9 protein-coding genes and 1 pseudogene are annotated in these 13,191 nt (G+C 71.1%); all 10 read left to right on the forward strand.

Features of this window, described 5'->3' with window-relative positions; all coding sequences use genetic code 11:
• The first annotated feature begins 21 nt into the window (after positions 1-21).
• Positions 22-1,081: pseudogene (gene argC / locus A5659_RS17090) on the forward strand (N-acetyl-gamma-glutamyl-phosphate reductase).
• Between the two features lie 77 nt (positions 1,082-1,158).
• Positions 1,159-2,346 (forward strand): bifunctional glutamate N-acetyltransferase/amino-acid acetyltransferase ArgJ, encoded by a 1,188-nt coding sequence (argJ, locus tag A5659_RS17095; protein WP_067182819.1) that lies wholly within the window; start codon positions 1,159-1,161, stop codon positions 2,344-2,346.
• Positions 2,343-3,227 (forward strand): acetylglutamate kinase, encoded by an 885-nt coding sequence (gene argB / locus A5659_RS17100; RefSeq protein ID WP_067182803.1) that lies wholly within the window; start codon positions 2,343-2,345, stop codon positions 3,225-3,227. The genes argJ and argB overlap by 4 nt, the downstream gene beginning before the upstream one ends.
• Positions 3,224-4,411 (forward strand): acetylornithine transaminase, encoded by a 1,188-nt coding sequence (locus A5659_RS17105; protein ID WP_067182807.1) that lies wholly within the window; start codon positions 3,224-3,226, stop codon positions 4,409-4,411. Before argB ends, A5659_RS17105 begins: the two co-directional genes overlap by 4 nt.
• Positions 4,412-4,419: 8 nt before the next feature.
• The gene (argF, locus tag A5659_RS17110; protein ID WP_067182822.1) at positions 4,420-5,346 is read left to right on the forward strand and encodes an ornithine carbamoyltransferase; all 927 of its coding nucleotides are present in this window, start codon (positions 4,420-4,422) and stop codon (positions 5,344-5,346) included.
• A complete protein-coding gene (locus A5659_RS17115; protein ID WP_066870470.1) occupies positions 5,343-5,837 on the forward strand; it encodes an arginine repressor in 495 nt (164 codons plus the stop codon). Before argF ends, A5659_RS17115 begins: the two co-directional genes overlap by 4 nt.
• Positions 5,838-5,864: 27 nt before the next feature.
• Positions 5,865-7,082 (forward strand): argininosuccinate synthase, encoded by a 1,218-nt coding sequence (locus A5659_RS17120; protein ID WP_066870474.1) that lies wholly within the window; start codon positions 5,865-5,867, stop codon positions 7,080-7,082.
• Complete coding sequence (argH, locus tag A5659_RS17125; RefSeq protein WP_067182810.1) at positions 7,079-8,497, forward strand: argininosuccinate lyase; 1,419 nt, start codon at positions 7,079-7,081, stop codon at positions 8,495-8,497. The genes A5659_RS17120 and argH overlap by 4 nt, the downstream gene beginning before the upstream one ends.
• 111 nt (positions 8,498-8,608) lie before the next feature.
• Positions 8,609-9,670, forward strand: a complete 1,062-nt coding sequence (locus A5659_RS17130; RefSeq protein ID WP_066870480.1) for a type III polyketide synthase — start codon at positions 8,609-8,611, stop codon at positions 9,668-9,670.
• A 69-nt stretch (positions 9,671-9,739) separates the two neighbouring features.
• A partial coding sequence (locus tag A5659_RS17135) for a type I polyketide synthase (RefSeq protein WP_156749251.1) occupies positions 9,740-13,191 on the forward strand: 3,452 nt, incomplete at its 3' end.

Raw genomic sequence — 13,191 nt, forward strand, 5'->3', positions numbered from 1 at the left:
TTTGCAAAGCACTGCATAACCATGCAGAATCGGCGGAATGGCCGACGGAATGAAGGTGGCGGTTGCCGGTGCCAGCGGCTACGCGGGCGGTGAAATCCTGCGCCTGCTGCTCGGGCACCCGGCCTACGCGAACGGACGCCTGACGATCGGCGCGGTGACCGCCGCCGCCAGCGCCGGCAGCACGCTCGGCGAGCACCACCCGCACCTGACCCCGCTGGCCCAGCGGGTGGTCGAGCCGACCGAGCTCGACGTGCTCGCCGGCCACGACGTGGTGTTCCTGGCCCTGCCGCACGGCCATTCGGCCGCGCTGGCCTCTCAGCTCGGGCCCGACACCCTGATCATCGACTGCGGCGCCGACTTCCGGCTCACCGACGCCGACGCGTGGGAGCGCTACTACGGGTCCGCGCACGCCGGCAGCTGGCCCTACGGTCTGCCGGAGCTGCCCGGCGCCCGGGAGCGGCTGCGCGGCGCCCGCCGCATCGCGGTGCCGGGCTGCTACCCGACCGCGGCGTTGCTGGCCTTGCTGCCCGCGGTGGCCGCGGATCTCATCGAGCCCGCCGTCACCGTGGTGGCGGTCAGCGGCACGTCCGGGGCCGGTCGCGCAGCCAAGACCGACCTGCTGGGCGCGGAGGTCATCGGGTCGGCGCGGGCCTACAACATCGGCGGGGCGCACCGGCACACCCCGGAGATCGCCCAGGGGCTCGGGGCGGTTACCGGCCGCGACGTCACGGTGTCGTTCACCCCGGTGCTCATCCCGACCTCCCGCGGCATCCTGGCCACCTGCACCGCGCGCACCCGCGCGCCGCTGGCGCAACTGCGCGAAGCCTACGAAAAGGCTTACCACGCAGAGCCTTTCATCTACCTGATGCCCGAGGGGCAGCTGCCCCGCACCGGAGCGGTGATCGGCAGCAACGCGGCGCACATCGCGGTCGCGGTGGACGAGGCGGCGCAGACCTTCGTCGCGATCGCCGCGATCGACAACCTGGTCAAGGGAACCGCCGGCGCCGCCGTGCAGTCGATGAACCTGGCCCTGGGTTGGCCGGAGACCGAAGGGCTTTCGGTGATCGGGGTGGCGCCGTGACGCGCGCCGGCGACGATGACGCCGGCGTAGCCGGGGTCGAAGGAGCGGCGCCATCTGTCGTAGCGACGCAAGCGCGGCTGCTGCGCGAACAGGGCGTCACCGCGCCGGCCGGATTCCGGGCCGCCGGCATCGCCGCCGGCATCAAGGCCTCGGGTAACCGCGATCTGGCCCTGGTGTTCAACGAAGGGCCGGACTACGCCGCCGCCGGGGTGTTCACCCGCAACAAGGTCAAAGCGGCACCGGTGCTGTGGAGCCAGCAGGTGCTGAGCACCGGCGCGCTGCGCGCGGTGATCCTCAACTCCGGCGGCGCCAACGCCTGCACCGGACCCGGCGGATTTCAGGACACCCACGCCACCGCCGAGGCCGTCGCCGCCGCGCTGTCGGACTGGGGGACCGAGACCGGGGCCATCGAGGTCGCGGTGTGCTCCACCGGGCTGATCGGTGACCGGTTGCCGATGGACAAGGTGCTCGCCGGCGTGCGCACGATCGTGCAGGACATGGCCGGCGGCCTGTCCGGCGGTGACGAGGCGGCCCAGGCGATCATGACCACCGACACCGTGCCCAAACAGGTTGCGCTGCACCACACGGACAATTGGACGGTCGGCGGGATGGCCAAGGGCGCCGGCATGCTCGCGCCGTCGCTGGCGACGATGCTCTGCGTGCTCACCACCGACGCGGCCGTCGACGCGGCGGCCCTGGACCGCGCGCTGCGCCACGCCACCGCGGCCACCTTCGACCGGCTCGACATCGACGGCGCGTGCTCGACGAACGACACCGTGCTGCTGCTGACGTCGGGAGCCAGCGGGATCGCGCCCAGCCAGGCCGAACTCGACGACGCCGTGCTGCGGGCGTGCGACGACCTGTGCGCGCAGCTGCAAGCCGACGCCGAGGGCGTCACCAAGCGGGTCAACGTCACCGTGGCGGGGGCGGCCGCCGAGGACGACGCCCTGGTCGCCGCCCGCACGATCGCCCGCGACAGCCTGGTCAAGACGGCGGTGTTCGGCTCGGACCCCAACTGGGGCCGGGTGCTGGCGGCCGTCGGGATGGCGCCCATCGATCTGGACCCCGACCGGATCACGGTGGCGTTCAACGGCTTTGCGGTCTTCGCCGACGGGGTGCCGGTGCCGGGCGCCCGCGAGGTGGACCTGTCGGAAGCCGACATCGACATCACGGTCGATCTGCGGCTCGGCGAGCACCGGGCCACCATCCGGACCACCGACCTGTCGCACGGGTACGTCGAGGAGAATTCGGCCTACAGCTCATGAGCTCGACAGAAGCGTTGTCCACCGTGGTCAAGGCGCAGGTGCTGGCCGAAGCCCTGCCCTGGCTCAAGCAGCTGCACGGCAAGATCGTGGTGATCAAGTACGGCGGCAACGCCATGACCGACGACACGTTGCGGCACGCGTTCGCCGCCGACATGGCGTTCCTGCGTAACTGCGGCGTTCATCCCGTCGTCGTGCACGGCGGGGGCCCGCAGATCACCGCGATGCTGCGCCGGCTCGGCATCCCGGGCGACTTCAAGGGCGGATTCCGGGTCACCACACCGGAAGTGCTCGACGTGGCCCGGATGGTGTTGTTCGGCCAGGTCGGCCGCGAACTGGTCAACCTGATCAACGCGCACGGACCGTACGCCGTCGGCATCACCGGCGAGGACGCCCAGTTGTTCACCGCCGTGCGGCGCAGCGTCACCGTCGACGGCGTGGCCACCGACATCGGCTTGGTGGGCGACGTCGAGATGGTCAACACCGCCGCCGTGCTGGATCTCATTGCGGCGCGGCGCATTCCGGTGGTGTCGACGCTGGCGCCGGACGCCGAGGGCGTGGTGCACAACATCAACGCCGACACCGCCGCGGCGGCGCTGGCCGAGGCACTGCGCGCCGAGAAGCTGCTGATGCTCACCGATGTCGAAGGCCTGTACACCAGCTGGCCGGACCGCGGTTCGCTGGTCAGCGAAATCGACACGGCCACATTGTCACAACTGCTACCCACGCTGGAGGCGGGCATGATTCCCAAAGTCGAAGCGTGTCTGCGCGCCGTCACCGCGGGCGTGCCCAGCGCTCACGTCATCGACGGGCGGGTCGAACACTGTGTGCTGGTGGAGCTTTTCACCGACGCGGGCACCGGCACCAAGGTGGTGCGCGCATGACCGACACCGCCACGGTCCAGCGGCGCTGGGAAGCCGTGATGATGAACAACTACGGCACCCCGGCGATGGCCCTGGCCAGCGGCGACGGCGCCGTGGTCACCGACGTGGACGGGAAGACCTACCTCGACCTGCTCGGCGGCATCGCGGTCAACGTCCTGGGCCATCGCCACCCCGCGATCATCGAGGCCGTCACCCACCAGATGTCCACGCTGGGCCACACCTCCAACCTGTATGCCACCGGACCGGGTCTGGCGCTGGCCGAAGAGCTGGTAAGCCTGCTCGGCACCGATTCCCCGGCGCGGGTGTTCTTCTGCAACTCCGGGACCGAGGCCAACGAGGTGGCGTTCAAGCTGTCGCGGCTCACCGGGCGCACCAAACTGGTTGCCGCGCAAGAGGCTTTCCACGGCCGCACCATGGGATCGCTGGCGCTGACCGGTCAGCCCAGCAAGCAGGCGCCGTTCGCGCCGCTGCCCGGCGCCGTCACGCACGTGCCCTACGGCGACACCGACGCGCTGGCCGGCGCCGTCGACGACGCCACCGCCGCGGTGTTTTTGGAACCGATCATGGGGGAGAGCGGCGTCGTCGTGCCGCCCGAGGGCTACCTCGCCGCCGCCCGTGACATCACCGCGCGGCACGGGGCGCTGCTGGTGCTCGACGAGGTGCAGACCGGGATGGGCCGCACCGGAACGTTTTTCGCCCACCAGCACGACGGCATCACCCCGGACGTGGTGACGCTGGCCAAGGGGCTCGGCGGCGGCCTGCCGATCGGCGCCTGCCTGGCCGTCGGGCCGGCGGCCGACCTGATGACGCCGGGCCTGCACGGCAGCACCTTCGGCGGCAACCCGATCTGCGCGGCGGCCGCGCTCGCGGTGCTGCGGGTGCTGGCGGAGGAGAACCTGATCCGCCATGCCGAGGTGCTGGGGAAGTCGTTGCGCCACGGCATCGAGGCGCTGGCCCACCCGCTGGTCGACCACGTGCGCGGCCGCGGGCTGCTCTGCGGGGTGGCGCTCACCGCGCCGCGCGCCAAGGACGCCGAGGCGGCCGCGCGCCGGGCCGGGTTCCTGGTCAACGCGGCCGCACCCGACGTCATCCGGCTGGCGCCGCCACTGATCATCACCGACGCCCAGATCGACGGCTTCCTCGGCGCCCTGCCGAGCATTCTCGACGAGGCGGCCGCAGCATGACGCGCCACGTGACTAGGCACTTCCTGCGCGACGACGACCTGTCGCCCGCCGAGCAGGCCGAGGTCCTGGCGCTGGCCGCCGAACTGAAGAAGGACCCGTTTAGCGCCCGCCCGCTGGAGGGCCCCCGCGGGGTCGCGGTCCTGTTCGACAAGAACTCCACCCGTACCCGGTTCTCGTTCGAGGTCGGCATCGCCCAACTGGGCGGGCATGCCGTCGTCGTCGACGCCCGCAGCACCCAGCTGGGGCGCGATGAAACCCTGGAAGACACCGCGCGGGTGCTGTCGCGCTACGTCGATGCCATCGTCTGGCGGACGTTCGGGCAGGAGCGCCTCGAGGCGATGGCCTCGACCGCGACCGTGCCGGTAATCAACGCGCTCTCCGACGAATTCCATCCCTGCCAGGTGCTCGCCGACCTGCAGACCATCGCCGAGCGCAAGGGGTCACTGCGCGGTCTGAAGATGACCTACCTCGGCGACGGTGCCAACAACATGGCGCACTCGCTGATGCTCGGCGGGGTCACGGCCGGCATCCACGTCACGATCGCCGCCCCGCACGGCTTCACCCCCGACCCGGCGTTCGTGGCGGCGGCCCGCCGGCGCGCCGAGGACACCGGCGCCTCGGTCACGCTCACCGCCGACGCCGGCGCTGCCGCGCGCGGTGCCGACGTTTTGGTCACCGACACCTGGACGTCGATGGGCCAGGAGGACGACGGGCTGGACCGCCTCACACCGTTTCGGCCCTACCAGATCAACGCCGACCTGCTGTCTCTGGCCGACCCGGAAGCCATTGTGCTGCACTGCCTTCCGGCGCACCGCGGGGAGGAGATCACCGACGAGGTGATGGACGGGGCGGCCAGCGTGGTCTTCGACGAGGCCGAAAACCGGTTGCACGCCCAAAAGGCGCTGCTGGCCTGGCTTGTGGAGCGGCGGTCATGACCCGCTCGAAGAGCGCTCCCGAAACCACCCGGGCCGGCCGGCAGGACCGCATCGTGGCGATCCTGTCCTCGGCGTCGATCAGCAGCCAGAGCGAGCTGGCGGCCCGGCTGGCCGACGAGGGCATCGAGGTCACCCAGGCCACCCTGTCGCGGGACCTGGAGGAACTGGGCGCAGTCAAGCTGCGCGGCGCCGACGGCGGCGTCGGGGTTTACGTCGTCCCCGAGGACGGCAGCCCGGTGCGGGGCGTGTCCGGCGGCACCGCGCGACTGTCCCGGCTGCTGGGCGAACTGCTGGTGTCCGCCGACGCCAGCGCCAACCTCGCGGTGCTGCGCACGCCGCCGGGCGGCGCCAACTATCTGGCCAGCGCGATCGACCGCGCGGCGCTACCGTACGTCGTCGGCACCATCGCCGGCGACGACACCGTCTTCGTGGCCGCCCGAGAGCCGATGACCGGCGCCGAGCTGGCCACCACCTTGGAAAAACTCACGTAAGCGCTTCAAGTATAAGGAGATTGGTTCATGTCAGAACGCGTCATCCTGGCGTATTCCGGCGGTCTGGACACCTCGGTGGCCATCAGCTGGATCGGCAAGGAGACCGGCCGTGAGGTCGTAGCGGTGGCGATCGACCTCGGCCAGGGCGGCGAGGACATGGAGGTCATTCGCCAGCGGGCCCTGGACTGCGGCGCGGTCGAAGCCGTCGTCGTCGATGCCCGCGACGAGTTCGCCGAGGGCTACTGCCTGCCCACCATCCTGTCCAACGCCCTCTACATGGATCGCTACCCGCTGGTGTCGGCGATCAGCCGGCCGCTGATCGTCAAGCACCTGGTGGCGGCCGCCCGCGAGCACGGCGGCAGCATCGTCGCGCATGGCTGTACCGGCAAGGGCAACGACCAGGTCCGGTTCGAGGTCGGATTCGGGTCGCTGGCACCCGATCTCGAGGTGCTGGCGCCGGTCCGCGATTACGCCTGGACGCGCGAGAAGGCCATCGCGTTCGCCGAGGAGAACGCCATCCCCATCAACGTCACCAAGCGCTCACCGTTCTCCATCGATCAGAACGTGTGGGGCCGGGCGGTGGAAACCGGCTTCCTGGAACACCTTTGGAACGCCCCCACCAAGGACGTCTACGCCTACACCGAAGACCCCACGCTGAACTGGAGCACGCCCGACGAGGTGATCGTCGGATTCGAGCGCGGCGTGCCGGTGACGATCGACGGCAAGAAAGTGTCGGTACTGCAGGCCATCGAGGAACTCAACGCCCGCGCCGGCGCCCAGGGCGTCGGCCGGCTCGACGTCGTCGAGGACCGGCTGGTGGGCATCAAGAGCCGTGAGATCTACGAGGCGCCCGGCGCCATGGTGCTCATCACCGCCCACACCGAGCTCGAGCATGTCACGCTGGAACGCGAGTTGGGCCGCTTCAAGCGGCACACCGATCAGCGCTGGGCCGAGCTGGTTTACGACGGGCTGTGGTACTCACCGCTGAAGGAGGCGCTGGAGAGCTTCGTCGCCAAGACCCAGGAACACGTGACGGGCGAAGTGCGAATGGTGTTGCACGGCGGCCACATTGCGGTCAACGGCCGGCGCAGCGCCGAATCCCTGTACGACTTCAACCTGGCCACCTACGACGAGGGCGACAGCTTCGACCAGTCGGCCGCAAAGGGTTTCGTCTACGTGCACGGGCTGTCGTCGAAGATCGCCTCGCGCCGGGACCGGACGTTGCAGGGCCCGGCCGACGCGTGAGCACTCGCGAAGGGTCGTTGTGGGGCGGGCGGTTCGCCGACGGCCCGTCGGATGCGCTGACCGCGCTGAGCAAGTCCACCCACTTCGACTGGGTGCTGGCCCCCTACGACATCGTCGCCTCGCGGGCCCACACCGTGATCCTGTTTCGCGCCGGGCTGCTGACCGAGGAGCAGCGCGACGGACTGCTGGCCGGCCTCGACCAGCTCGCCTCCGACGTCGCCGACGGCAGCTTCTCGCCGCTGGTCACCGACGAGGACGTGCACGGGGCGCTGGAACGCGGACTGATCGACCGGGTCGGGCCCGACCTGGGCGGGCGGCTGCGGGCCGGCCGGTCGCGCAACGACCAGGTGGCCACCCTGTTCCGGATGTGGCTGCGCGACGCCGTGCGCCGGGTCACCGCCGGGGCGCTCGACGTCGTCGCCGCGCTGGCCGCCCAGGCCGCCGCCCACCCCGGCGCCATCATGCCGGGCAAGACCCACCTGCAGTCCGCCCAACCGGTGCTGCTGGCCCACCACCTGCTGGCCCACGCCCACCCGCTGCTGCGCGACGTCGACCGGATCGTCGACTTCGACCGGCGCGCCGGGGTGTCGCCGTACGGCTCGGGCGCGCTGGCCGGATCGTCGCTGGGCCTGGACCCCGACGCGATCGCCGCGGAACTGGGCTTCGCCGCCGCCGCCGACAACTCCATCGACGCCACCGCATCCCGGGATTTCGCCGCGGAGGCCGCCTTCGTGTTCGCCATGATCGGGGTGGACCTGTCCCGGCTGGCCGAGGACATCATCCTGTGGAGCTCGACGGAATTCGGCTACGTCAAGCTGCACGATTCGTGGTCGACCGGCAGCTCGATCATGCCGCAGAAGAAGAACCCCGACATCGCCGAGCTGGCGCGCGGCAAGTCCGGCCGGCTGATCGGCAACCTGACCGGCCTGCTGGCCACGCTGAAGGCCCAGCCGCTCGCGTACAACCGTGACCTGCAGGAAGACAAGGAGCCGGTGTTCGACTCGGTCGCCCAGCTGGAGCTGGTACTGCCGGCGATGGCCGGGCTGGTGGCCAGCCTGACCTTCGACGTCGAGCGGATGGCCGCCCTGGCTCCGGCCGGCTACACGCTGGCCACCGACATCGCCGAATGGCTGGTGCGCCAGGGCGTGCCGTTCCGGTCGGCGCACGAGGCCGCCGGGGCCGCGGTGCGCGCCGCCGAGCAGCGGTCCGTCGGACTCGACGAGCTGACCGATGACGAATTGGCCGCCATCAGCCCCGATCTCACGCCGCGGGTGCGGGAGGTCTTGACGATCGAGGGGTCGGTGTCCTCGCGTGACGCGCGCGGCGGCACCGCGCCGGCGCGGGTCGCCGAGCAGATCGAAACCGTCCTGGCCAGCGCCGATCGGCTCAAAAGCCGGCTGGGTGGCGGCGCCTGAGATGAGCTTGTTTTCCCTGACGGCCGGGGACATGCAGACTAGACTTCGGGCTCAAAGCGATCCGGTTGAACGCCACGGGCCGGGTCCTCGTCACCAAGGGGTGGGAGAAAAATGAGCGTCGTCGCCGGCGTCTTCGGTGCGTTACCGCCGCACCGATACTCCCAGCGCGAGCTCACCGATTTCTTCGTCAGCATCCCGGAGTTCGAAGGCTACGAGGACATCGTCCGGCAGCTACACGCCAGCGCCAAAGTCGGCAGCCGTCATCTGGTGCTGCCGCTCGAGCAGTACCCCGCGCTGACCGACTTCGGCCTGGCCAACCGGATCTTCACCGAACACGCCGTGAAGCTGGGCTGCGAGGCGCTGTCCGGGGCGCTCGACGAGGCGGGGCTGCGGCCCGAGGACGTCGACGTGCTCATCACCACGACGGTCACCGGCCTGGCGGTGCCCTCCGTGGACGCCCGGATCGCCGCGAAGCTCGGCCTGCGCGACGACGTGCGACGGGTGCCGCTGTTCGGGCTGGGCTGCGTGGCCGGCGCCGCGGGGGTGGCCCGCGTGCACGACTACCTGCGCGGCGCGCCCGACGCCGTCGCCGCCCTGATCTCGGTCGAGCTCTGCTCGCTGACCTATCCCGGATACACGCCGTCGCTGGCCGGCATGGTCGGCAGCGCGCTGTTCGCCGACGGGGCCGCGGCGGTGGTGGCCGTCGGCGAGCGTCGTGCCGAACGGTTGGCCGCCAGCGGGCCCAGCATCCTCGACTCGCGCAGCCACCTGTATCCCGATTCCCTGCGCACCATGGGCTTCGACGTGCGAACCACCGGCTTCGAACTGGTGCTGTCCAAGGACGTCGCCGCCGTCGTGGAGCAATACCTCGAAGACGACGTCACCGGGTTCCTCGGAGCACACGGGTTGACCACCGCCGACATCGGCGCGTTCGTCAGCCACCCCGGCGGCCCCAAGGTGATCGAGGCGATCAACGCCGCGCTCGACCTGCCGCCCGAGGCCCTCGAACTGACCTGGCGCTCGCTCGGCGAGATCGGCAACCTGTCGTCGGCGTCGGTGCTGCACGTGCTGCGCGACACCATGGCCAAGCCGCCGCCGAGCGACAGCCCCGGGTTGATGCTGGCGATGGGGCCTGGATTCTGTTCCGAGCTGGTGCTATTGCGTTGGCACTGATCCTCGTCCGCGTTTTTGCGGTGCGACGGCAGGAAGTATCGCCATGAGTGACACGAGAGGCCGCCTGCCATGAACGGCAACACCGAAGAGCTCGTCCGGGCCCTTCGCCAGTCGCTGAAGGAAAACGAGCGGCTCAAGCGCGAAAACCGCCAATACCTGGGCGCGGCAACCGAACCGGTGGCGGTGGTGGGCATGGGCTGCCGGTATCCGGGCGGAGTGAATTCGCCCGAGGCTTTGTGGCAGATGGTCGTCGAGGGCCGCGACGTGGTCTCGGAGTTCCCCGCCGACCGCGGCTGGAACCTGACGGGCCTGTTCGACGACGACCCCGACGCCGTCGGCAAGTCGTACGCCCGGTGCGGCGGATTCCTCTCGGACGTCGGCGATTTCGATGCCGCGTTCTTCGGCATCGCGCCCAGCGAGGCGCTGGCGATGGACCCGCAACAGCGCTTGCTGCTCGAGGTGTCCTGGGAGGCGTTGGAGCGGGCCGGAATTGACCCGGCCACCCTGCGCGGCTCGGCGACCGGCGTGTTCGCCGGGATATTCCACGGCTCCTACGGGGGCCAGGGACGGGTGCCGGGCCACCTGGAGCGATACGGCCTGCGCGGCTCGACGCTGAGCGTGGCCTCGGGCCGCGTGGCCTATTCGCTGGGGTTCGAGGGCCCGGCCGTCTCGGTGGACACGGCGTGTTCGTCGTCGTTGGTGGCTTTGCACCTGGCGGCGCAGTCGTTGCGTTCCGGCGAGTGCGATCTGGCGTTGGCCGGCGGCGTGACGGTGATGGCCACCCCGGCGATGTTCATCGAGTTCAGCCGCCAGCGCGCGCTGGCCGCCGACGGCCGGTGCAAGGCGTACGCGGGCGCCGCCGACGGCACCGGGTTCTCCGAAGGCGTCGGGGTGCTGGTGCTGGAACGGCTGGCCGACGCCCGCCGGCACGGGCATCCGGTGCTGGCCGTGGTCCGCGGATCGGCGGTCAATCAGGACGGCGCGTCCAACGGCCTGGCGACACCCAACGGGCCATCGCAGCAACGGGTGATCCGGGCGGCGCTGGCCAACGCGCGGCTGGACACCGCCGACGTCGATCTGGTCGAGGGCCACGGGACGGGCACCACGCTCGGCGATCCTATTGAGGCCCAGGCGGTTCTGGCCACCTACGGCCAGGACCGGCCGGCCGATCGGCCGCTGTGGCTGGGCTCGATCAAATCGAACATGGGTCACACCTCGGCCGCGGCGGGGGCCGGCGGGGTGATCAAGATGGTGCAGGCGATCCGCCACGGGGTGATGCCCAAGACGCTGCACGTGGATGAGCCGACGCCGCACGTGGATTGGACGGCCGGGGCGGTGTCGCTGCTGACCGAACGGCGGCCCTGGCCGGCCGTGGACCGGCCGCGGCGCGCGGGCGTCTCGTCCTTCGGCATCAGCGGCACCAACGCGCACGTCATCGTCGAGCAGTACGCCGCGGAGCTCGAAAACGCCGCGCCCCCAGGCGATGACGTCATCGTCCCGTGGGTGCTTTCGGCCCGTTCGGGTGAGGCGCTGGCGAATCAGGCCGCGCGGCTGCTGGCCCGCGTGAAGGCCGATCCCCGGGTGCGGGTGCTGGACGTGGGCTGGTCGCTGATCGCGACGCGGTCGCGCTTCGAGCACCGCGCGGTGGTCGTGGGCGCCGACGGCGCGCAGTTGCTGCGCGGGTTGGCGGCCCTGGCGGCCGGCGAGCAGGGCGCGGGCCTGGTGGTGGGCCGGGCCCAGCCGATGAGCAAGACGGTGTTCGTGTTTCCCGGCCAGGGCTCGCAATGGGCCGGCATGGGTGCCCAATTGCTGGACAGTTCACCGACATTCGCCGAACACCTGCAGCTGTGCGACAAGGCGCTCGCCGAGCACGTCGACTGGTCGCTGATCGACGTCATCCGCGGGGTGCCGGGCGCACCCGGGTTGGACCGCGTGGACGTGGTGCAGCCGGCGCTGTGGGCGGTGATGGTGTCGCTGGCCGAACTGTGGCGCTCGGTGGGCGTCACACCCGACGCGGTGATCGGCCATTCGCAGGGCGAGATCGCGGCGGCCTACGTGGCGGGCGCCCTGTCGCTGGAAGACGCCGCCCGGGTGGTCGCGCTGCGCAGCCGCTTGCTGGTGCGGTTGTCGGGCCGGGGCGGCATGGTCTCGCTGGCCTGCAGCCTGCCGCGCGCCGAGCAGCTCATCGCCGCCTGGGGTGACCGGCTCAACATCGCCACCGTCAACGGCGTTGCGGCGGTGGTGGTCTCGGGCGAGGTGGACGCCCTGGCGGAGCTGATGCAACGGTGCGAGGCCGACGACATCCGGGCCCGCAAGATCGACGTCGACTACGCGTCCCACTCGGCGCAGGTGGAGGCGATTCGGGACCCCCTCGCCGCTGCGCTGGACGGGCTGGCGCCGCGGCCGTCCGCCGTCACCTTCTTCTCCACGGTCACCGGCGAACCGCTGGACACCGCGGGGCTGAACGCCGACTACTGGTTCCAAAACATCCGCAGCACCGTGCAATTCGAGAAGGCGGTGCGCAGCGCGTGCGATGCGGGCTATCAGGCGTTCATCGAATCCAGTCCGCATCCGGTGCTGATGGCCGCCATCGAAGAGACGATGCCCGACGGCGAGCGGGGGTGCGTCATCCCGTCGCTGGGCCGCGATGACGGCGGCCTGGACCGCTTCTGGCTCTCGGCCGCCGCGGCCCACGTCGCCGGCGTGGCGGTGGACTGGGGGGCCGCGCTGTCCGGTCTCGATGGCCGCCGCGTCGACCTCCCGACGTATGGCTTTGTCCGGCAACATTTTTGGCTTCCTGGCGGGTCGACCGGGTCGCAGGACGTCGCCACCCTGGGCCTGGCCGCGGCCGAGCACGCCCTGCTGGGCGCGGTGGTGCCGCGGCCCGATTCCGGCGGCGTGGTGCTGACCGGCCGGTTGTCCACGGCGGCCCACCCGTGGCTGGCCGATCACGCGGTCGGCGACACGGTGTTGTTCCCGGGTGCGGGGTTCGTCGAGTTGGCCATCCGCGCGGGCGACGAGGTCGGTTGCGGGGTGCTCGACGAGCTGACCATCTCGGCGCCCTTGCTGCTGCCCGCGGCCGGGGGCGTGCGGGTGCAGCTGGTGGTCGGCGCCCCCGACGAGTCGGGCCGGCGGCGGCTGGCAGGGTATTCGATTGACGCGCAGCCGGATTCGGAGTGGGTGCTGCATGCCGAGGGGTTGCTGCGGCCGGGCGCCGTGACACCGGCCGCGGACCTCTCGAGCTGGCCGCCCGCCGGGGCGACCGCGGTGGACGTCACCGACGCCTATGAGCGGCTGGCGCGGCGCGGCTACGACTACGGCGGCGCCTTCAAGGGCCTGCGAGCGATGTGGCAGCGCGGCGACGAGATCTTCGCCGAGGTCGCCGTGCCCGACGATGCCGCCGCCCCCGACGGCGGCTTCGGAATACATCCGGTGCTGTTGGATGCCGCGCTGCACGCGCTCGGCCTCGCCGCCGGGAACGACGACACCGTGCTGCCGTTCTCTTGGCAGGGCGTGTCGCT

It is taken from the genome of Mycobacterium sp. 1165196.3 (assembly GCF_001673415.1).
Taxonomy (GTDB): Bacteria; Actinomycetota; Actinomycetes; order Mycobacteriales; family Mycobacteriaceae; genus Mycobacterium; species Mycobacterium europaeum_A.